This window comes from Paenibacillus sp. FSL R7-0297, from assembly GCF_038009025.1.
Taxonomy (GTDB): Bacteria; Bacillota; Bacilli; order Paenibacillales; family Paenibacillaceae; genus Paenibacillus_AQ.
In genome coordinates this window covers 7,297,198-7,317,795 of record NZ_JBBPAQ010000001.1, presented here as the reverse complement: position 1 = coordinate 7,317,795, position 20,598 = coordinate 7,297,198, and the positions used below count along the sequence as shown (strand labels likewise).

Genomic DNA, 20,598 nt, shown 5'->3' with positions numbered 1-20,598 from the left:
GAGAAGCAGCAGTGGAGAGGAGTGAACCGCATGTTCAGAAGCCTGAAGCGGCGAATCGACAATGCGAACCAAATGCAGCGAATGCGAAGCGAGAATCCAGTGGAGTTCCGGCGGGCACTGGAGAAGCATACCCGTGAACAGCAAGCCCCTGATAACACTCTCCCGGTACAATCCGGACCAGTTATCCGGTTTACCCGTTGGTTCCTCTACTTGCTGACTGCGCTCATACTGCTGGTCATTTTCCTCGGTGTGCCCCAGGCGGATAACCCCATATTTTCACTGCTTAGCTTCGGCCTGCTGCTGTCACTCCTGTATATGACGGCTGGTCTGGCCCATCCCTCTATTTTATTTTTCCGGAAAAAACGTTCCCGAATGTTTGCACTCGAACTGTTCGGGCTGATCAGCGGTTTGCTGATTCTTCTAATGACGGTTTTTCATACTTAGGAGGGAAGACTTGTGCGTGGGGATATAAACCCTAGGAAGCCCTAATAAAATCTTCGGGTTTAAGTGAATCTGGTAAATTTGGCCAACCAGGAATTTTCGCCAGCCTTAAGGTCGGACTTTCATTTTTTGAGCAGAGGCCAGAATAAGTAAAGTTCGACGGACCCGAACCGGATCGGCTCCCTTGCAGGCAATCCGAAGGAGGCAGGTGCCTTATTCCTGAGTAAGTACGAACAAAAATAGTCATACCGCTCACCTCGAGAGAGTTGGATTTACGTAAAATTACCCGTTGTCCCAACAACTATAATCTCGGAAAGGGCACTAGTAGCCAGCTTCATAAGGGGATGTATAATATCCTACCACTAATTGAGTATCCAATTGGAAATTATCTCAAATTTTGACTTTCCATTTTTTATGAGATAGAATAGGTTTTGAGATTGGCCAATCTACTAATATTTAATCGAGGTGCTATTTTGTTGAAATTGAGTAAATATTTTAAATTCATTGCAGTTTCTCTATCTCTCGCAATTAGTATAAACCCAATTTTCGCATTCGCATCTTCTTCCTCAGCAAATGTCACTGATCAAGCGGCAACAAACGTCCAAGTTATAAGTAGCGATCCTTATGAAGAAGGGTTGCTGGAATATCAAAAAAGTCAAATCAATCAAAACGAATCTGATCCTCAAGCAAGAGCTGGTATTGTTAGTTTAGTAAAAGTTGTTTTTAAACTTCTTGCTAAAAATGCAGATGACGTTGTTGTAACTGCAACAAAGAAAAACGTTACAACTACTCTCAAAAATCATGCAATTAAACAAGCTGTTGCACGAGGTATTACAGAAATAATGTTAGATAATATATTATCCGAAACTGCAGTATCAATGTTAAGAGTTTTAAAATTTGAAGATGTTCTAGGGCAATCAAGAATAATGTATGACCCTGGTAGCAAACTCACCGTTGTCTTATCTTTGGTTGACAACATCATAATTACCACTTACGTTGACAATGATAATACTATGCCAAATAGAGTTAATGCAGGTCGTTGGAAGCCTTCAACATTTACTTTTAGATAATATAATTATTAGTTATTGGACTAGGCATTTTTATAGTTGATATTGTTTTTAATCAGTGAACAATCGATTATAGATTTGCATAGTCCTTTAACTGTTAACGGGGGTATTACTGTGGCTAAATTACAAGACCATTATGACAATAATAAATTTTTGGATTTGGAATTTATTTATCGTGATGTGAGACCTGATCAAGGCTGTAGATTTATTGTTTCAAATACTGAGAATAGAAGTATTATAGATAGTCAAATAGGATGGACGAACTTTACCTTAAATAAATTCATTGAAATGCTTATTAATTTTCCCGTGATCTCATACAATGGTTATTTTTCACATTATGATGAATCGTTTGAATGGAAATGGACTCAGCAATCTGATAAAGAGATGTATTTAATTACAATTTATTCTTCGGGCAAAGTATTTACTTATTACAGCAGTATTAAAGACATTCAGGAATTTGGAACAGCGGTTCTTAAGGATATTGATACTGCTCAAGATTTAGATTCAATATAAAGAACCAACACAACAATTCCAAAGACGACAATTAAGAAGATGATTACAAAAAAATCGTCCTAAACTCCTCGCTCCTTCCTCGCCATACATCATCTAACGGGCAGTTTAACGTGCAAACATATTCCACATACTACAATTCTAGGTTATGGTAATGTAGGATTGAATTTATGAAAAGTGTTCATGGGAGTGCAAGTGAAATAGCTGAAGAACCGTTCATCTTTTTAGCGAGTATAGTATGTTTTATCGTTAAGAAGGGATGAATGTAAATAATACATATGGAGGTATCTAAGTTTGAGTGCTCACTACTATTTCAGTTGGTTTAATAATTATTTTCCAGAGAAGCTGGTCCATTGTTTGCATGAGGATATACAAGACAGACAATCGCTTGTCATGATTAGCGCTGACCCGTCTGGTTATACAGATGAGCAAATTAACTTTGATGATATTTCTGAATGGACATGGCTCTATCAAGCTAAATGAATATCATTTCATTGATTACCGTATGCAGAAGGAGGATGCCCAGAGGTTCATTCACAACGCTTCTGTCATTTTTTTATGCGGTGGGTATCCTGCTTTGCAGAGCGATTTTTTGACGGATTATGAATTATTAGATGTTATTAAGAACAGCGATGCCGTTATACTGGGTGCCAGCGCCGGTGCGTTAAACATGGCTGCCAAATGGTTAAGCCTGGATAACACTGGCGATGAAGTTGAAACAAGTACGATTTATGAGGGAATTGGCTTTGATCCTTTTGCCTATGAATCCCATTCTCAACGTGACTACGCCACGTTTGTTCGAGGCTACCTGTTCCCTTTGTCTGAAGAGATTGATGTATATGCGGCAGAACAAGAGAGCGCTATACGAGTAAAAGACGGCAAAATAGCAACAATGGGTCCTATATATTTAATTTCCCGCTCAAAGATTCAGAAATTGGCTGAGACGCTCTAAAGGCTTACGGCGAGTCATCTCAGGTTTCCTAACATGGAATACGTGGAAGTAAAAAACAGATCATGTCCCGGAAGGCAGGCATGATCTGTTATTTACTTTATTTGTAATTATTTTTACAATTAGCCTTGCTTCACAAATTAATCACTCAACATCGGTTGCCGGCTGCAGCCAACGCGATCCCATAACAGGCTCTGCTGTAGCAGTGTAGCCTTCGGGCAGATAAGTGGAGACCGTCCCTTTGGTGATGACTTGCGGGTACATCATATCCGGATCGGGCAGGGTTATTTTGAAGTAGATCACTGCTTTGGTGGGACTGGTGAATTCGATGCGCTCTACCGCCAGGCCGTAGCCGGGATTAGGCAGATTATCGACGGTGATGGTGGCTTTATTAACGCCTTCAGCAGCTTTTTCCAGGACAACATTGGAAACGTATTGATTAACCGGAACCGGTTCTGGTTCAGAAGGCTCAATTACTGTATCGTCTTGGTTGATGGCCCGTGCTGCAAACTCAGCGGCATCATGAACCATAACAGCAGCCTCGGAGCGGGTGATGATATCCGCCGGGCGGAATTTTCCGTTGTCCAGCGTAATAACCTTCGTGTTCAGCAGAATTTGCAGGCTGTTCATGACATCAGAAGAGAGCTTGTCGCCATCCTCAACCATGAAATACATTTTGGTAACGGCAAAATTACCTTTACTCTGCAAGGCTTCCGTGAGCAGATGAGCGAATTCTGCGCGGGTCAGGTTTGCATTCGGATTGGCATTCTGTGCCAGAGTCAAACCGCTCTGTTTGGCGGCCAGGAAAGAGGAAGCATACCAGGCATTATCTTTTACATTGTCAAAAAAACTGCTGGCTGTAGAAGGGGTGTTGCCCATATCCGCCCTTGGTGTCAGCGCCAGCCCTTTGACGAGAAATTGAACGCCTTGCGCCAGGGTTACTTTAGCGTTAGGAGCAAAAAGATCACTGGTTATACCGTTAATCACACCGGCATCATGCAGCGCATTGATTTTGGGTTCGGCAGAATGTCCGTTCAGATCAGAAAAGGCAAAAGCGGATGCTCCAAACGACAAGCTGGCAGCCAGGATTCCGCACGCGATGCTCATTTTTTTTGCGCGCTTTATAATATTAGTTGTTCTCATTGTGCATCACCTCTATATACTATGATGGTTATTAGAGGGGAAATGTTGCAGTTGGTGTAGAAAAATCTAAAGCGGGAGATAAACATTACTTTGTTAATGATAGTTATGACAATGGGATAAAGCGGGTTGTCCATAGGTAAAATTTGTTTTGAGGATCGACAAAGCCTCTTTTATTTTGTTCCAGGGCACAGATTTGGTTCATCTCTTCGTCAGACAGCGCAAAATCAAACACTTCCATATTTTGTTTCAGCCTTGCGGGAGTAACCGATTTCGGAATCACTGCGATATCCCGCCCAAGGTTCCATCTCAGGATGACTTGCGCCGCTGTTTTATCATATTTGGCTGCAATTTCGGTTAGTACAGGGTGGGCAAGCATCTGCTTGTTCCCGTGTCCAAAGGGACTCCAGGCAACATGCTGGATACCATGCTTACCCATGAATTCATGAAGCGCACCTTGCTGCAGAAGCGGGTTCGTTTGGATCTGATTCACAGCAGGTATAATCGTTCCCTGCATCATGACCTTTTCCAGATGATGCTGCTCAAAATTAGAGACTCCAATGGCCCTGATCTTTCCTTCTTTGTATAGAGACTCCATTAGATGCCAACTCTCCAGATAGTTTTTGGCTGGCCAGTGGATCAAATAAAGATCAATATAATCGGTTTGCAGTTTTTGCAGACTGGTCTCAAACGCCTGACGGGTCTTCCGCCCCAGATCAGTACTCCATACTTTGGTTGTAATAAAGAGATCGTTTCTGTTTACGCCTGATTTCCGGATGGCACTGGCGATCAGCTCCTCGTTGCGGTAAGCTGCCGCCGTATCCAGATGCCGATACCCGTTATTGAGCGCCCACAGTACAGCGTCTTCATTATTATCTTTGATGTTATACACACCCAGACCAATCTTCGGCATCATCACACCATTATTCAAAACGAAATGTTCCATTTAAGAGTCACCCTCCTCTTTTATTTCAGGCATGGAAGCTTCCTGAAGATCGTCCCCTTCATTAATGGTTTGACTTTGTGAACGATTATAGCACAAGAAGGCAGGGATCAATCTTTGGGAAAGATAATCGAGACGAACCAAATGGCTGAACGAAGGGCCTTGCTCGCTGTGAATGCCAAGCCCCATGAAATCCCCGGGTCCTTCGCACCTCGGACTTTGTCGAACCCATAAGGAATAAAGAGTGTTTATCAAAAGTCAATGATTGATGTATACTTTTTCTCGTATAGTTTAATGAAAAAATAGAGAATTGATGCGGGGGAAGCATAGATTATGCGGATTTCCACTGTCGCACTCCGTGTGGGGAGCGTGGATTGAAATCCGACTGCCTGTGTCTCTGTGATATAAATGTACTTGTCGCGCTCCCCGTGCGGGATCGTAGATTATAATTTGTTGTGCCTCTTCTAGAGCAGCCAGTAGCTTAGGTCACTCCCCATGCGGAAACGTGGATTGAAATCATATCTTCAATTCTTTGCATCTTCGTATGTTCATATGTTCGGAATACCTTTTTTAACAACATGTGATCGCGAACATATATTAGTACAGATGAGAAGAGGAGGTACAGAAATTGGCCATTGATAAGGACCTACGCGATATTGAAATTGCCCAGTTGGCTTTTATTGGAGGCTCTATTGCTGCATTAGGTGACGGAATCGCGGCGCTGGCTGCCGGATTAGCGTTAGATGCTTTAAAACAGGATTATAAAACCAAAAAAAATAGTCGTACTGCTTCTATTAAATCAACTAAGAATCAACTTGATTATTTTATTAACGAGCTAATTAAGATCAGAAATATTGTTGATTGACAAGATCGTTAGTAGGCTTAATGATACATTGGATAATCTACCGGCACTTTTGCCGGTTTTTTCTTTGCATCTTACTGGCGTTACCTCTTCGTACTGCGTAATAACTAACGGAACCACTTCTCATAAGAATATAAAATATTAGCCGTCGAAGGCATTAAGCTAACAGGCAGATTAGTGGAGCAAAAGGTCTAAAACTTTTCTCACATTGAAACTAAGGATTGTGGTACATTTAGGTAAAATATTACATGATTGGGTGAGCAACTTGGCTTTAATAAATAACAATCTCCTAAAATTGTTACAAGAGACTGCAAAGAAATATATGGACCCTAAAGCAGAAGTTTTAAGCATTGAAAGCACTCCTATCAGTATGGGCTCACAAGCAGTTGAGTTAATGCGCCATAGTGTACTAATAAAAGTACTTGACGAAACATCGAAGTTGTCCCTTGTTTCAAAATATGCAACCAGGATTGAACGTCAGGTACTGACGAGGCTTTACTCCCAAAGAGCAAGTGTACCTTTTTCTTATTCCGATGGTTCTGAATTAGATGAAAGGTTTCTTATTTGTATACAGGATGTTGATTATCAAACAAACTATAGAAACATAAATGTTAGGTTACTTCAGAAAAGTGAAACGAAGGCACTATCATACATTCACGCCTCTAACTTTGGCCAAAGGAGAGAACTTTCATGGTTACCTGAAGTAGACAGCTTACATATAGAAAAGATGATATACGAGCGGTGGAAACCCCAATGGCAAGCTGCTAAGAGAAACGAACAGTTTATAGACATCTTCGGGGATTACATCCCCTTTGTGGAAGCTGTAGCTAATACGATTTTCGAGGATATTCAACATTTAATAAATGATGAAAGCAGCCAAACATTAATTCATAACGACCTTAATCCAGGAAATGTATTGGTACATAACAATACTGACGTACTTTTTATTGATTGGGAAGAAGCTAGGTATGGCTCTTTATTTTTAGATATCCCTCTGCGTTGTGGTACCTCGGAACAAATTGAGGATTACAAGGGGCTACTGGCTGATAAAAGCATAGAATTTTCTTATGATCATTTCAATCAAATGTATGCAATCGCCTCCCGCTACCTGGGACTTAGATATATGAGTTGGAATTTAGGAGCTTGGACTAGTAATTCACACGCCAAAGATGACTTAAAGAAATATTTAGACATGGTGGTGGGAACTTCGCCAACCTAACGAGAAACGTTAGTGAAACAACAACACAGCGGCAGTCTATGGCTTTGGTTTTCGTTTAGAGCTGCCGCGATAGGCTAAGTTTTCTCACCATAATTTTCCTCCTTACTGCACAGTTTGCGTCTACTGCTCAGCACGTGCAGTCACGCTCTATACAGGCATGCATCCCCCATAATAGTACATATCCCGCAAGTGAGTATCGCACCAGATCCATACATGTTAAAATAGCAGAAATGTGTTGATCAAATCTACGTGCAGCGGGTGAATGGTTTGAGATTAAGAGATTTCATGGGCCCCTCGGATACTTCCGCACAGCGGCAGGCCAAGTGGATCAAGCGTTTTTTGCGTACCTATTGGCTCGTGATTGCTCTGCATTTTGCTGCGCAGCTCTGGGCCTTTCTGTTTCTTACATACCCTATGGGACCGTATGAATTTTATTATGATGTCCTGCTCTATCCGACGCTGCTGATGAGTGCGGTTGTCGGGGTGACCCAGTTCGTCGATGCGATTGCGCCAAAATATTCCTTTGTCCTGCTGTTTGTGTCCGGGACCATTATTGCCATGATGATTATCCATCTGAATATGGATATCCGGATTATCGGGGCGCTGATGCTGCTGCCGATTTTTGCGTCGGCGATCTTTTTCCGGCTGGATCTGACCTTATTTACGTCTGCCCTGCAGGCGGCTGCGTTCTTCATTCTCTACCGCTGGGATTACTGGTTCCAATATTATCTGAATGATTTCGATCTGATTGCCATTCCGCTATTTCTGCTGGTGGGCACGCTGGTAGCCGGCATTATTATTATTAACGGGCGGGAGCTGGCGAGTGATCTGGAAGCGACACTGACCGCCAAGCAGAATCTGATGATCGAGAATGCGGTGATCCGCAAGCTGTCCACTACGGATGCGCTGACCGGCCTGTACAATCATATCTCCTTCCATGAGTTCTACGACAAAGCGCTGGAGTATGGGAATCAGGGTGCGCCGTTTCATCTGGCCTTGATTGATATAGACAATTTCAAGCTGGTTAATGATAAATATGGACATCGTACAGGGGATATTGTGCTGGCGAGGGTCGCGAAAGTGATTAAGGAATTCATCTCTCCAGCGGATATCGCCGCACGTTACGGCGGTGAGGAATTCGCCATATTGTTGTTTGAGAAGACCTTTGAGGAAGCATATGAGCGGATAGAATGTATCCGCCAGAAGCTGTCGGAAACATTCCATGAGGAAATGGAAGGCCGGGAAGTTACCGTTAGTATCGGCCTCCAGAGCTATTCCGAAGGGATCACCAAAGAAAAGCTGTTTGAAGAAGTTGATAATCTGCTCTACACGGCTAAGCATTCCGGTAAGAATAAGACCCTCACTCCGCTGACCCAGCTGATTGTGGTGTAGCCTGCACGGTTGCGCTCTATAACCGGGGTGTTATCCGGGCGGGCCTTCATCCTCCGCAGCCTTCTTCCGCGCCCGGAACCGTCTGACCTTCATCAGATTGCCGCACATCTTGTCATCGCAGTAGCGCTTCGAGCGGTTGCGGGTATCGTCGTAATAGACCCAGAGACAATCGGGATTCCCGCAGATCCGGAAGCGTGAGGACTCCTTCTCCATTAATGCTTCGGCAAAAGAAGCCGCTATCTCCGCCATAATCTGCTCCCAGTCTGCACGCTGGGGGAGCAATGAAATCCCGGCTTCGCCGCCGGTACCCCAGACTACTTTCCGCAGAACAGGCCCGTTGCTCATATATTGATTCAGCTGTACCAGCAGAGCGTTTTCCGTAGGTTGTCCCTGTACCAGCCGTTGTACCTCGTCCCATAATAATCCGCGCAACTGCTTCAGCCGCTCCAGTTCAACCGGCAGAATCGGTCCTGCCGCAGGTAATTTCTGTGCCGCCAGCCATTCTGCCAGCCACTCCGGTTCATCCAGCCTGTCCCGGTCCTTGCTCCGGTCGCCTGTCCGCCAATTCCGCCAGTAGCTGTTAATGAAATCCTCCCACAGCAAGCTTCATCGTTCCTTTCACCGTGATGTTTCCTTTGATTGTAACAGTTAAAAATAAGTTTTGCTAGTTACTTGAAGCGCTTCGGCAAATATGCTACATTGCTAATGTAACCTTCATTAAGGTTGTTTAACCGTTACGAAATTCGGATTTTCTAAGCTCTGTAATCAGGGAGCGAATGCTCCGAGAAACGAAGCTGATGATTTCGAAGCTTGCCTTACTGCGAAGAAACTCGAGGTGCATAGGCTCCGCAAAACTTTTAGGAGGGTGAAATATGCAAAATAAGATTAGCGATGTTCTGGTGGAGAACTGGGATTATGTGATGGATGTTGAGGATTGGCAGCCGCCGCTTAAAGACGCGCTTGAAGGTGTGACTAGTGAACAGGCAAGCTGGAAGCCGGAGGGGGCAGCGGGCAATTCTATCTGGGAGACCGTCAACCATCTGACTTATTATAAGGAACGTCTGCTGCGCAAGCTTAAGGGCCTGGAGAAATTGCCTGATCTTGAGAGCAATGATGCTACGTTTACGGTAACGGAGAGCGGGGAAGAGGCGTGGAAACAGGCAGTTGCCAAGCTGAAGTCCGTTCATGCCTCTTTGCGGGAGATTATTGTGGCCCTTGAGGAAGGCGCTTATGAATGGGGCGGCTCCGGACATGCACCGGGCGAAGAAGTGATGAGTCTGATTCTGCATGATTCCTACCATACCGGACAGATCGTACTGGTCCGCAAGCTGCAGGGCTCCTGGCCGGGCCAACGCAGTTTTGACTAAAAGCTGATTTTCAGCAGAAACGGATGCTGTCCCTTAGGACGGCGCCGTTTCTTTTTGTTTCAGTCCGAAACACGGGGGTTAATGGAAGACATACAGCTAACGAACCGAGAGGAGAGATTGAAGATGGAACCGAATACCAAGGATAGAAGCATTGAGGTCGAACGGACAGAGGTACACAAGAAATCCGATTCCAGTCTCGTCGCATCCACCTTTATTAAATATGCCGCGTATATTATCATCATTTTTGGACTGCTGTTCTTCCTGGTGAAGTATGTATTCCCGATGTTCTAAGCAACAGAATCCGGCCTGGATATATATGTTAAAGGGAGTGCCTCACAGCCATGATTTCTACGGCTGCGCGGTCACTCCCTTTTGGCGCTTACGGATATAATGCGGAATAATACCTATACGTCTTTGGTGATGAATTCACGGGTTTCGGCAGAATTCCGGTAAAAGAACCAGCATTCATTCAGCAGTTTGATCTGACGGCGGTCTTTCTTGAAATAAGCCTTCATGAGCTGTTGGCAAAGCCACTGCGGCAAGGGTACCCCTCCTCTGGCATGCATCCTATGTACAGATAGCATATGGAGAAGGCCGCCCAAAGGTGCGGCAGCAGCATTCATTTACAGGTGGTAATTAGCCGTACAGCTCGATCCATACAACTGCTAGCTACTGCACACTTTCCTCTTCCTCTTCGTACCATTGCTCCAGCTGGGCCTGCAGCGCGCGGATTTCCGTTAATAACGAGATCAGCGGATACTCAGTCTCTTGTATAGAGGCAAAAGCATTTTCCAGACGGTTGATATAGGCCAGTCCGGACTCCAGGTGATGCTCCTGACGCAGCAGCTCCAGGGAATCGCACTCGGCAATCGCCCGCGGCAGACCGGGTACATTCTCCGCAGTCAGCTTGTCAATTTCTTTATTCAGGCGAAGATTGAGGGCGCTCAGCTGGTAAGCATACTCCTCCGGCATCTCCACGAATTGCAGTTCCTGATCCTGCTGCAAAATTACATACCGCATTTTCGGCATAACTCATTCTCCCTCCGGACTTGTCTTCCTTCTTGACAGTGTAGCCTATGGGCAAGTTACAATTCAAGTAGAGATCTTATTTCCTTAAGGAGAGGAGCCGTGAAGGAGCGTTATGATAAGTATGAGCAACGAAGAGCTGCAGCAGTGGATCGAGCAGGTGTCACTGAACAGCTTCGGCGTGCCTTTCCGGCATACAGCCAGCTTTAACAGCAGACTTACGACAACGGGCGGACGATATTTTACCAAAAGCCATAATATAGAGATCAATCCCCAGCAGCTTGCCATCCACGGCCGGGAGGAGACGGAGAAGATTATTAAGCATGAGCTCTGCCACTACCATCTGCATCTGGCGAAGCGGGGATATATGCACCGGGATGATGATTTCAAAACACTGCTCGCCCGGGTCGGGGGCAGCCGCTACTGCCAGACACTGCCGGGAGCCAAGGCGCGTAAGCCACAGCCTTACCGGTACAAGCTGGTGTGCGTGGCCTGTGCCACCGAATATCTGCGCAAACGCAGAGCCGATCCGAAGCGTTACCGCTGCGGGAAATGTTCGGGCAAGCTGAAGCTGGTCACCCTGGAGGCAGACGGGAGTCCGGCTACTTAATATTTAATCACGAGTCCCAGCAGTCCGGCGAATGAAGCCGCCTGCTCCGCCGAGATTACACAGCCGTCCAGATCCTGGAGGTCAACCACTAGGCCGGTGAATTCGCAATCGCTCAGGTCAATATCCTTCAGCTTGCACCCGGCCAGTGTGGCCTGATCCAGATTGCATTCAGAGAAGTAAAGGCCGCTTAGGCTGGACTGATAATAATCCGCGCTGATCAGCGAACAGCGCTCGAAGGACGCTCCTTTGAAATTCGCAAACCTGAACACCGCGAACTCCCCGATGCACCCGGTCACCGATACATTTTGAAACCGCGATCTCGTGAAGTCCGTGCCAATCAGCCGGCAATCCCTGAATTCTGTCCGGTGCATGAAGGCATCGCTGAAATCCACATTGGACAGGTCACAATGATCGAAGATGACGTCGGTAAGCTCAATTCCGTGTAAGGAAGATTCAGTAATGGTGACGTTCTTGAAGATGGTTTTGTCAAAAGAAACTCTGGCGGCGTCCTGATATTCAATGAGGGAACCTGAAATGAGGCAGCGGCTGAATTCGTCTTTGGAAGACAGAGAATGAATCTGCTGCGGCAGCAAAAGCTCCGGTTCCGGGATTCGAGGTTGTTCGATCTTGTTATTCATGAATGCCTCCGTAGAATTAGTTCCATCCGTTCAAGTATGGACAACTTGGCGGCTGAATGAGTTAACTATCCTGCGAACCGGGACTTTTGTCAATTACAGCGGCTACAGCCCGCCTTAAGCATGTACGTACAAATACACCTGTGGATGGATAAAATCACACATCGTCTTGTAAGCGTTACCACACTAAGATGAACAAGAAGTCCATTTTAGTTAGAGGGGGCGCACTTATGAAACGATTCAGGTCCGCGGTCGCGGGTCTGCTGGCGCTGTTGCTGTTTTTTCCAACCCTGAGCCTGCAGGGAGCCGGCGGGTTCGTTCATGCAGACGGTATCGGGGGGACAGGTGCAGCGCAAATTCCTACAGGCACCGTTCTGATCAAGAACAAGTGGAAAAACAATTTTTTGTACGAGACCAGTGAAGGCGTTGTCCGCTACGGGATGACCAATCCGGCTGACACCTCTTCCCACTGGACCGTGGCGACGGAGGGGGGCTTGTCACGGATTCAGAATGTGAAGACAGGCCACTTCATTACGCTTGAAGGCAATGCGGGCAAAGAGGATTCACTCAAGGCAGCTGCTGCCCCGGGCGGGGGGAGCACTGCTGACCAATGGCTGATAGATACTTCAAACAGAGCCGGCTATATGGTCATCCGCAGTGCAACCGCTCCGGAGAGCAAGCTGGTCATCCATGAGGAGAATCAGCTGGGTTATGCCCAGGCCAGCGCGGATATCAACATTACATTTGAAAGTCCGCAGTGGACTTTTGTAGACCTTGATACCGCACTTAGTGTGCGGCTGGAGAGCCGCTTCCGCCCGGGTCAGGTCATGTATGAGGATAAGCAAGGCAATGCCCTCTATGGAGAGCAGCCGTCCAGCAATAGGGCCGCACTCTGGATCTTTGAAGAGGGGACAGATGCGGGAAGCCTTCGGATCCGCAATCTGGAGACAGGCCACTTTCTGGGGCAGAACGAGATTACCTGGGCCGGGCTTCAGGTAACGGTAATTGATCCGGTGAAGCCGGGCTTAAGTGAATGGATTCAGGAAGCCGCACCCGGGACAGAAGGAATGGGGTATGTGGCTTACCGGAACTATGGCTTGACCGAGGGCGGCGGTTCTTTATGGTTAAACGCCCAGTTTCCTACGGACAATAATGTCCGCTCCAATACTTGGACGGGCGGACCGGGTAATCCCAGTGCACAGTGGCGGATTGTTCCGTTCATTGGTTCGCAGCCGGTGCGGCTGGGCACCTATACGGATGAACAGTCTGCAACGGATTTTCTCTATGAAGCGGCAGCTGCCGGTCAATTGGGGCACGGGACCATTGGCGCAGGCGGCCTGAACGGAATGGTCTATCAATGGATTGCCGAGGACTATGACGGCCATAAACGCATCCGCAATGCAGCAACCGGACATTATCTGAACTATGCGGATGGTATCGCTGCTGCCGTGACGATGAATAGTAGTCTGCCTTCTGATCAGTGGGATTTCAATGAATCGGATGATTATGATGACTACCAGACGATTGAGAATGTAGGGACTCCGGGGATATATCTGGCTCAGCTGGGAGGCGCGCAAGCCGGCGCCGGCTCTGATGCCACTTCGCTGTCCGCCCAGTGGCAGCTGCTTGATCCGAATATGCCGGCAGACGGGGCCCTGCACTACTTCAGGATCCAGAATACCTGGCAGTCCTTCTACTGGTATGAGAGCAGCGACGGTGTGCTGAAATACGGCAATATGCAGGAGGATGGGTCAGACCAGTGGCTGATTGAGAAGTACAACGGCCGCAAGCTTTTCAAGAATAAAAAAACAGGCCACTACATGAATGTAGCGCAGATGCCGGATGGTCATATTTCAGTGGCTCCGCTTGGCAGTAAGGATAATGTGGACCCGGCGTACATCTGGACTGGCAGAAATACCGGAGACAGCACGTATGTTATTGCCAATGTGCTGGATAAGGAGCCAAATAAGCATCCGCTGAAGTATATTTCTTTGCATAATCTGACCAAATATGCCGAATATGGGGTGATCAATCCCGATTGGGGCAGTCCCAAGTGGACGTTCGTACCCGTAACCGAGAAGAAACATGATTTGTTCCGCTTCAAGCTGGATGGAGTGAACGGGGAAGATCAGTATCTTAAGGATGATGCTGTTCCTGCTCCTGTGCTGAAGGTTACGCTTCCGGTTAATGATGATACCGTTACAGAGGATGTATATGATCCGCAGGATCAGGCTGGCGGAGACCTGGAGGATATAGCGGAGAAGGCTGGTTTGGAAGAAGAGCCCCCGCTTAGTGCAGGTGGCGGTGCTGCTGCTGCTGATCCGACGGTCGGTCAGGCTACGTACGGAGAGCTTATTCCCGGAGACGATTCCTTCGTCTGGCAGCTGATCGATATCCCGGGCAGCAATGGTGCGGTAAAGATTAAGAATAGAGGGACCGGCAGGTTCATCTCTCTGGAGAGTCTGGGGGCGGTGATTGAACAGGAAGAACCGCCGGCTCCTGTCCGGACTGAGCAGACGGTATATGACGTCTGGGCAAGCATCAGATGGATAGTTGATATGCAGGAATCCGGACGGACTACCTTCAAAAGTGCCTGGGCAGGCCATTACCTGTATGGCGCCGCTGATGATAACGGCTATCCGGTAATCCGGATTAGCAAGGCTGCGGATGCCCCCACCAGAAACAGTGCGCAGTTTACTGCTGAACCTGTTTTCGAACCGGTACCGCCTCTTCCAGTCACCCCTGTCCGGTTCAAAAATGCAGGCACCGGAGATTACCTGTACGAGAACGAACACGGCGTGGTCCTATACGGCCAACCTGCTTCAGATAACGGCTACTCGCACTGGAGCATCGTTACGAATGAAGGGCAGCAATATATCGTGAATCGGGCCACGGGCCACTATATTACTTTGAATAGTGATTACTCATTCCTGGAGAGTACCGGCGGTGATCCGGCGGATACCGGCGCTTCAGCATGGGATATCAGTCTCGCTGCGGATGCCAAGCATTATACCGTCCGCAGTCTCTACGGTGAATATAACGATGAGTACATCCATCTACAGAACAAGACGGGATATGCTGAGCGTGCATTGCTGCTGGACACTGAGGCCTCATTGCAGTGGACCCTGGAAGCTGCACCGCAGGACTTCGGCATGCCGGAAGGTGAAGCCAGAAACACGGATACGGCTACACCGGTTCAGAACGACACGAATATCATTACCATCGCACCGCAAGGAATGGACGGCACATTCGTGGCGGAAAAGGACGGCAAGCTGGTTTATGCCGATGCTTCTACAAGTCCCGCCCAGGCGCAGTGGCTGGTGCAGGATTTCAATGGCCGGAACCGGGTGATGAACGTTAAGACCGGGCATTATCTTGCTCGCGATCAAGAAGGCGCTATTGTCCTCGTGGATTCCGGTGTCAAGGAAGACTCGCAGTGGACTATCCAGGATAAGCTGGGATACCGGCTGCTGTTAAGTGCAGATAAGCAATCTGCGCTTACTTACGGGGAGGCAGGAGTTCAACTGGGAGCGGCTGGAGCACAGGCTGCGCTATGGAGCTTCGTTCCCGTAGCTAAGGATGCTGCGTATGCCGGGACAGAGGCTTTTCATGGGGACGGGGTGCTGCGGTTTGCCGTGAATGCTGATGTAGCGGGGGAATACGACGTTGTGCTCCGTTACCGGAATGCGTCCGCCGCTGCGGCTGAGCTGGAAACCCGGGTCAATGGCCTTAAGCAGAGTGAGGTAAGCCTTGCTGCCAGAGCCTCCGCTTCCGTATGGCAGACGGCTGAGCTTACGCTGGACCTGCGGACAGGAATCAATACGGTTTCATTCAGTGGCGCAGAGGCGTCATGGAGCGGGATTACAATTGATAGCCTGACTGTCAAAAATAGCATCAATAAAACCTACCGCGGAGCTACGCTTCCTTATATCAGCTATGAAGCAGAAGATGCCGTTACGAATGGAACGCTGATCACGCCTTCAAGGAAATACCGCAGTCTGGCTTCCGAGGCTTCAGGACGTGAAGCCGTCATCCTGAAGAACACCGGCGAGTATGTGGAGTTTACGCTGGCCAAACCTGCGAATTCAATAGTACTCCGTTATTCCATACCGGACAGTCCGGATGGAGCGGGTGCAGAGGAAACATTGTCGCTCTTCGTGAACGGGGAACGTCAGGTGCTTAACCTCACGTCAAAATACGCCTGGGAATATGGCAGCTACCCATGGTCGAATGACCCGCGTCAAGGCAGCGGACACCGCTTCTATGACGAGATTCATGCGCTGATCGGTGAGGCTCCGGCAGGAGCGGTGATCCGCCTTGAGAAAAGCACGGATGATCATGCTGCCTCATATGTAATCGATCTGGCAGACATGGAGCAGGTTGCACCTGCGCTGGCTCAGCCTGAGGGGTTCCTGTCTGTCACTGATTTTGGAGCTGTCGCCGGTGATGATGGCGATGATACTGCCGCATTTAAGGCAGCACTTGCCGCAGCCGAAGCTCAGGATGCAGGCGTCTGGTTCCCGGAAGGCAGCTTCAATGTCGGCAGCGGACTACTGGATCTGGACGATGCGCAGATCCGCGGCGCAGGCATGTGGTACACGACGCTGAACGGCGCCAAGTTCTACGGGCACGGCGGCAAGATCGGCGTATACGATCTGCTGATTGAGGGCGGCATTAACGTGCGCGACGATGAGGCGGTTACGAATGCTTTTCACGGCGCCTTCGGTCAAGGCTCGGTCATTCAGCATGTATGGATTGAGCATACCAAAGCAGGCTTATGGCTGACCCAGCCCAAAGGTGAGAAGGCGCGCACCAATGGCCTCTATATGGCCGGGCTGCGTATCCGCAACCTGATGGCGGACGGGATCAACTTCGCTGTAGGCACAGGGAACAGCATGATGGAGCAGAGCGATATCCGCTATCCAGGCGATGACGGTATCGCCATGTGGTCCTTCACCGATGCCGGGCTGAATGATGTCAATGGCAGCGAGCGGACGCCAAGCTTCAATAATACGGCGCGGTTCAACAATGTATCCCTTCCTTGGCTGGCTGATAATATCGTTGTATTTGGCGGCAGGGATAATAAGATCCAGGATAATATTGTGAAGGATACTGTGACGAACGGAGCGGGGATCGCCGTATCTACACGCTTCAGCGCAGAGCCGTTCCAGGGCACAACCGTTGTGGAGCGCAATACGTTGCTGCGGACCGGCAGCTATGATTCCGGGTATAGTGTGAATCTGGGAGCTATATGGCTCTATACCGGGGAAAATAACATCAACAGCAATGTGCTGATCCGCAATAACATCGCACTGGACAGCACCTATTCCGGACTCATCGTCCACGGCAATCTGAATATGGAAGGAATCACCCTAACAGATAACGTGATCGACGGAGCAGGCACTAACGGAGTAGAGATTACGAAGGAAATGAGAGGCAGTCTGCTGGCCGATAACCTGATTATCCGCGGGGAGCGGATGAATCTGGTGGCGAATACCTCGTCAACATTTACGGTTCTGGAGAAGAATCAAGGTATCGCAAGCAGCGTCAAACCATTCTCGATCAAGCTTGGGGATGGACAGACCGGACCTGTGGTATTAAAAGAGGGAACAGGCTCCAAGCTGCAGGTACTGGATCAGAAGGGGACAGATATCACTGCACAGGCAGTCATCAGTATTGCAGGCAGCAGCCTTGCCACTGTGAAAGAAGGGAAGCTGCAGGCAGTTGCTAAAGGGAACACTACCTTTACCGTGTCCGCCCTTGGCAGCACAAGAGTGTATGATCTTGTGATATCGGCCGCTGACCCTGTCGATCCAGTCGATCCAGTCGATCCAGTAGACCCTGTCGATCCGGGAACTCCAAGTCCGACCCCGAGTCCGACTCCGAGTCCGACGGCGGCTCCGGGGCCGAATACGAACCCGAACCCGCAGTCAACTCCTGCGGCTACCCCGGCGCCAGTGATTGTGCCTGCGGCAAATAACGATGCACAGCTTAAGAGTATTGCCGCCGGGCAGAAGGTAATTGAAGTGGCGGCTATTGCAGACGGTACCGCACGCTTCAGCGGTGCGGCTCTGCGGGCAGCGGCAGCGGCGAGTCCGGACGCTGTGCTGGTGGTCCGGAGCGGGGAGGCGTCCTACCGTCTCCCGCTGGCCCTGGCAGACAGCGTTCTGAAGGGCGCGAAGCTGCCTGATGGAACGCTGGAGTTCAAGCTCGCGCCGCAGACAGGCGCGGAGCTTGCGGGGCTGCTTGCCGCTGCAGGCAAGCAGAACTATAAGGTGAAGGGAACGCCGGCAGGCTTCACCTTGAATGTTACGGACGGCAAGACCTCATTGCCGGCCGGAAGCTTCGGCACTGTACATGTCGAGCGTACCTTCACCATTAACGAAGTAATGGACGTCAAGACAGCGGTGGCGCTGGTCTATGATGCCAAGGACGGAACCTTCCGTTACGTTCCGGCAGTATTCGAATCCGGGGCGGGTATGACCCGGATTACCGTTAAGAGCAGCTTGGCCGGAGGTGTAATGGCTGTTGCCGTGAATCCGGCAAGCTTCGGCGATCTCTCCGCCCACTGGGCCAAGGATGAGATCAATCTGCTGGCCAGCAGATTGATTGTAAACGGCCAGTCGGCTGGCGTCTTTGCCCCGCAGCGCACCGTCAGCCGGGCGGAATTCGCATCCATGCTGGTCCGCTCGCTTGGACTGCAGCCGGATGCGCTGCCGGAAGCTGCAGCCGTCGCTTTCCGCGATGTGCCGGCCAGCTCCTGGTACGCTACCGATGCGGAAACCGCCGTATTGTTGGGGCTGGTTCAAGGCTACGCGGACGGTTCCTTCCGTCCGGATGCGCCGGTCACCAGAGAGCAGATGGCGGTCATGGCCGCCAGAGCTTGGAAGCTGCTTCACGCCAATGCAGCAATTAATGAAGCCGCTTCTTCGTCAGCACTGCCGGGGCCAGGTGCGTTTAAGGATGCTGCCAGCATCTCTGCTTGGGCTAAGGAAGCTGTGGGCACATTAACCGCCACCGGCATTATGAACGGCCTATCCGGCGGATATTTTGCGCCGGACAGCAACACCAGCCGTGCAGAAGCCGCCGTTATTCTGACCCGCCTGCTCCGTGCCGGCAAGCTGCTGAACGAGTAGCCGCAAGTCGTTACAAGCCGCTGCAAAGGAACGCGGGATTTCCCCCCGTCTTCCTTCGCGGCGGCTTATTTTTATCTAGGCCAGGAGGCCGTGTTTTTTAACTCGCTCGAAGTGGACTAAAGAGGAAAGAAGCGCGGAAGTGCCTTTGATATCGCTCAAAGTTGGCATATTGGAGGAACAGAGACGCAGAAGCATTTTTGAATAAGCTGAAGTGTGTTAGAAAATTAGCTAAAAGTTAGCAGAAGGGAGTGAGGGAGACGCATAAGTCTGTTTAATATCGCCCAAAGTCGGCAGAGTGGAGGGACAGAGTGATGCGAGACGGCAGAAATTTTGCAGAAAATACAACAATCCCGGATCTGAAGGTAACAATTCTCCAGTACTCCCGCTCATATAGGAAGAGTAGCTATAATTTCACTCAAAGTCGGCTGAGCGGGACATACAGGGATGGAGAGTGTTTATAATTTTCATCTGCAGCAGCAAATAATATTTTCATCGAAATTATCGCTGAAGCTTTCGTAGGGGTCCACTGCTGGTTCCATAGCTACTTCCGCTGCCGGTCTTATGGATGATTCCATACGTAGTTCTATCGTGAGCACATCGGCGGGTGCAGCTCCTAGAGAACCAATTAAATCGCTGCCCGGATAACTTGTTTCTAACTATGACTTTAACCTCGCCCCCTATCCGCAAGGAAGGCAATCCTTACAAAAGCTTCGCTCTGTTTGCCTTCGGCTGCCCTCTGCCTGCCCTATACTTGCCCTCAGCCAGCAACAGAACTACTTGATCTGGCCCATGTCCAGGTTGACCCGGTAATTGCCGTACCTCAGCAGCTCGTCGAGAAATGCAGTCAGCGCTTCCTGATTCACAGTGCGTACGCGCATCCAGTAACAGCCTTCCCCGCTGATGCGGTACAGCTCCGCAACACTCTTATGGTTCTTCGCAAAGTTCTGGAAGGGCAGATGAGCGGCGTTGGTGCTGAGAAACACTGTAATAAAGGCATGGATATTCTGCCCGATCCGGAGCGGGTTCCAGCGGATGGTGTAGCCCTGAATAATCTCCAGCTCCCGCATTCTGCGGATACGCGCGCCTACGGCTTGGCCGGTCAGGTGAACTTCAGCTCCGATATCTTTGTGGCTTAATGTAGAGTCTTCTATGAGAAGCTGTAAGATGCGGTAATCTGTATCGTCAATGAGGTAGGGCATCATAAGTGTAATTTCCTTTCCGGGTGAAAGTAGAACAGGCTAAACTCTTTCGCGGCACAATGTATTCTAATCTGCGGCCGATTTATAATTGATTGTAGCAGA

The 20,598-nt window shown here is 49.0% G+C and carries 17 protein-coding genes and 1 pseudogene; 11 read left to right on the top strand and 7 right to left on the bottom strand.

The features are described 5' to 3' along the window. Positions 1-30 precede the first annotated feature (30 nt). The 4 genes and pseudogenes from MKZ24_RS31705 (at position 31) to MKZ24_RS31690 (ending at position 2,970) form a co-directional block, all read left to right on the top strand. Positions 31-444, top strand: a complete 414-nt coding sequence (locus MKZ24_RS31705) for a hypothetical protein (protein WP_042233134.1) — start codon at positions 31-33, stop codon at positions 442-444. A 473-nt stretch (positions 445-917) separates the two neighbouring features. After that, positions 918-1,511 carry a hypothetical protein gene (locus MKZ24_RS31700; RefSeq protein ID WP_156122965.1) on the top strand — a complete coding sequence of 198 codons (594 nt, stop codon included), beginning with the start codon at positions 918-920 and terminating at the stop codon, positions 1,509-1,511. 111 nt (positions 1,512-1,622) lie between these two features. Next, positions 1,623-2,021, top strand: a complete 399-nt coding sequence (locus MKZ24_RS31695; RefSeq protein ID WP_156122967.1) for a hypothetical protein — start codon at positions 1,623-1,625, stop codon at positions 2,019-2,021. A gap of 291 nt (positions 2,022-2,312) precedes the next feature. Beyond that, positions 2,313-2,970, top strand: a pseudogene (locus MKZ24_RS31690) (Type 1 glutamine amidotransferase-like domain-containing protein). A gap of 141 nt (positions 2,971-3,111) precedes the next feature. Here the strand turns inward: MKZ24_RS31690 and MKZ24_RS31685 are convergent. Continuing rightward, positions 3,112-4,110, bottom strand: coding sequence for an S-layer homology domain-containing protein (locus MKZ24_RS31685; RefSeq protein ID WP_340789776.1), 999 nt, complete (start codon positions 4,108-4,110; stop codon positions 3,112-3,114). Positions 4,111-4,213: 103 nt separating this feature from the next. Continuing rightward, positions 4,214-5,053 (bottom strand): aldo/keto reductase, encoded by an 840-nt coding sequence (locus MKZ24_RS31680; protein ID WP_042233143.1) that lies wholly within the window; start codon positions 5,051-5,053, stop codon positions 4,214-4,216. A 625-nt stretch (positions 5,054-5,678) separates the two neighbouring features. Here MKZ24_RS31680 and MKZ24_RS31675 point away from each other — a divergent pair. The 3 genes from MKZ24_RS31675 (at position 5,679) to MKZ24_RS31665 (ending at position 8,523) form a co-directional block, all read left to right on the top strand. Beyond that, the gene (locus tag MKZ24_RS31675) at positions 5,679-5,915 is read left to right on the top strand and encodes a hypothetical protein (RefSeq protein WP_042233144.1); all 237 of its coding nucleotides are present in this window, start codon (positions 5,679-5,681) and stop codon (positions 5,913-5,915) included. Positions 5,916-6,177: 262 nt separating this feature from the next. Next, positions 6,178-7,131 carry a phosphotransferase gene (locus MKZ24_RS31670; RefSeq protein ID WP_340789773.1) on the top strand — a complete coding sequence of 318 codons (954 nt, stop codon included), beginning with the start codon at positions 6,178-6,180 and terminating at the stop codon, positions 7,129-7,131. Between the two features lie 267 nt (positions 7,132-7,398). Next, entirely contained in the window at positions 7,399-8,523 is a 1,125-nt protein-coding gene (locus MKZ24_RS31665) for a GGDEF domain-containing protein (protein WP_331281902.1), read from the top strand. A gap of 30 nt (positions 8,524-8,553) precedes the next feature. Here MKZ24_RS31665 and MKZ24_RS31660 read toward each other — a convergent pair whose 3' ends face one another. Beyond that, a complete protein-coding gene (locus tag MKZ24_RS31660; RefSeq protein WP_042233150.1) occupies positions 8,554-9,126 on the bottom strand; it encodes a CGNR zinc finger domain-containing protein in 573 nt (190 codons plus the stop codon). A gap of 269 nt (positions 9,127-9,395) precedes the next feature. On the opposite strand from MKZ24_RS31660, the gene MKZ24_RS31655 reads away from it, so the two are divergent. Both MKZ24_RS31655 and MKZ24_RS31650 read left to right on the top strand, forming a co-directional pair. Then, positions 9,396-9,890, top strand: a complete 495-nt coding sequence (locus MKZ24_RS31655; RefSeq protein ID WP_042233153.1) for a DinB family protein — start codon at positions 9,396-9,398, stop codon at positions 9,888-9,890. Between the two features lie 123 nt (positions 9,891-10,013). After that, positions 10,014-10,181: a hypothetical protein gene (locus MKZ24_RS31650; protein ID WP_167549522.1), complete on the top strand. Its 168-nt coding sequence runs from the start codon at positions 10,014-10,016 to the stop codon at positions 10,179-10,181. Positions 10,182-10,294: 113 nt separating this feature from the next. Here MKZ24_RS31650 and cmpA read toward each other — a convergent pair whose 3' ends face one another. Both cmpA and MKZ24_RS31640 read right to left on the bottom strand, forming a co-directional pair. Continuing rightward, positions 10,295-10,432: a cortex morphogenetic protein CmpA gene (gene cmpA / locus MKZ24_RS31645; protein WP_099052445.1), complete on the bottom strand. Its 138-nt coding sequence runs from the start codon at positions 10,430-10,432 to the stop codon at positions 10,295-10,297. Positions 10,433-10,559: 127 nt separating this feature from the next. Beyond that, entirely contained in the window at positions 10,560-10,919 is a 360-nt protein-coding gene (locus MKZ24_RS31640) for a hypothetical protein (RefSeq protein ID WP_042233154.1), read from the bottom strand. Positions 10,920-11,040: 121 nt separating this feature from the next. On the opposite strand from MKZ24_RS31640, the gene MKZ24_RS31635 reads away from it, so the two are divergent. Then, entirely contained in the window at positions 11,041-11,526 is a 486-nt protein-coding gene (locus MKZ24_RS31635; protein ID WP_042233156.1) for a SprT family protein, read from the top strand. On the opposite strand, the gene MKZ24_RS31630 is transcribed toward MKZ24_RS31635, so the two are convergent. Then, positions 11,523-12,164, bottom strand: coding sequence for a pentapeptide repeat-containing protein (locus tag MKZ24_RS31630; protein WP_042233158.1), 642 nt, complete (start codon positions 12,162-12,164; stop codon positions 11,523-11,525). The two genes, MKZ24_RS31635 and MKZ24_RS31630, sit on opposite strands and share 4 nt — an antisense overlap. A gap of 227 nt (positions 12,165-12,391) precedes the next feature. On the opposite strand from MKZ24_RS31630, the gene MKZ24_RS31625 reads away from it, so the two are divergent. Beyond that, on the top strand, positions 12,392-19,297 hold the full coding sequence (locus tag MKZ24_RS31625) for an S-layer homology domain-containing protein (protein ID WP_340789767.1): 6,906 nt from the start codon (positions 12,392-12,394) through the stop codon (positions 19,295-19,297). A 773-nt stretch (positions 19,298-20,070) separates the two neighbouring features. Here the strand turns inward: MKZ24_RS31625 and MKZ24_RS31620 are convergent. Beyond that, on the bottom strand, positions 20,071-20,499 hold the full coding sequence (locus MKZ24_RS31620; RefSeq protein WP_340789765.1) for an Lrp/AsnC family transcriptional regulator: 429 nt from the start codon (positions 20,497-20,499) through the stop codon (positions 20,071-20,073). Positions 20,500-20,598 lie beyond the last annotated feature (99 nt).

Excerpts from the sequence above, each read along its gene's own strand:
- MKZ24_RS31705 (WP_042233134.1), top strand. The coding sequence starts at position 31 with ATGTTCAGAAGCCTGAAGCGGCGAATCGACAATGCGAACCAAATGCAG.
- MKZ24_RS31685 (WP_340789776.1), bottom strand. The coding sequence starts at position 4,110 with ATGAGAACAACTAATATTATAAAGCGCGCAAAAAAAATGAGCATCGCG.
- MKZ24_RS31680 (WP_042233143.1), bottom strand. The coding sequence starts at position 5,053 with ATGGAACATTTCGTTTTGAATAATGGTGTGATGATGCCGAAGATTGGT.
- MKZ24_RS31655 (WP_042233153.1), top strand. The coding sequence starts at position 9,396 with ATGCAAAATAAGATTAGCGATGTTCTGGTGGAGAACTGGGATTATGTG.
- MKZ24_RS31650 (WP_167549522.1), top strand. The coding sequence starts at position 10,014 with ATGGAACCGAATACCAAGGATAGAAGCATTGAGGTCGAACGGACAGAG.
- MKZ24_RS31640 (WP_042233154.1), bottom strand. The coding sequence starts at position 10,919 with ATGCCGAAAATGCGGTATGTAATTTTGCAGCAGGATCAGGAACTGCAA.
- MKZ24_RS31635 (WP_042233156.1), top strand. The coding sequence starts at position 11,041 with ATGAGCAACGAAGAGCTGCAGCAGTGGATCGAGCAGGTGTCACTGAAC.
- MKZ24_RS31630 (WP_042233158.1), bottom strand. The coding sequence starts at position 12,164 with ATGAATAACAAGATCGAACAACCTCGAATCCCGGAACCGGAGCTTTTG.
- MKZ24_RS31625 (WP_340789767.1), top strand. The coding sequence starts at position 12,392 with ATGAAACGATTCAGGTCCGCGGTCGCGGGTCTGCTGGCGCTGTTGCTG.
- MKZ24_RS31620 (WP_340789765.1), bottom strand. The coding sequence starts at position 20,499 with ATGATGCCCTACCTCATTGACGATACAGATTACCGCATCTTACAGCTT.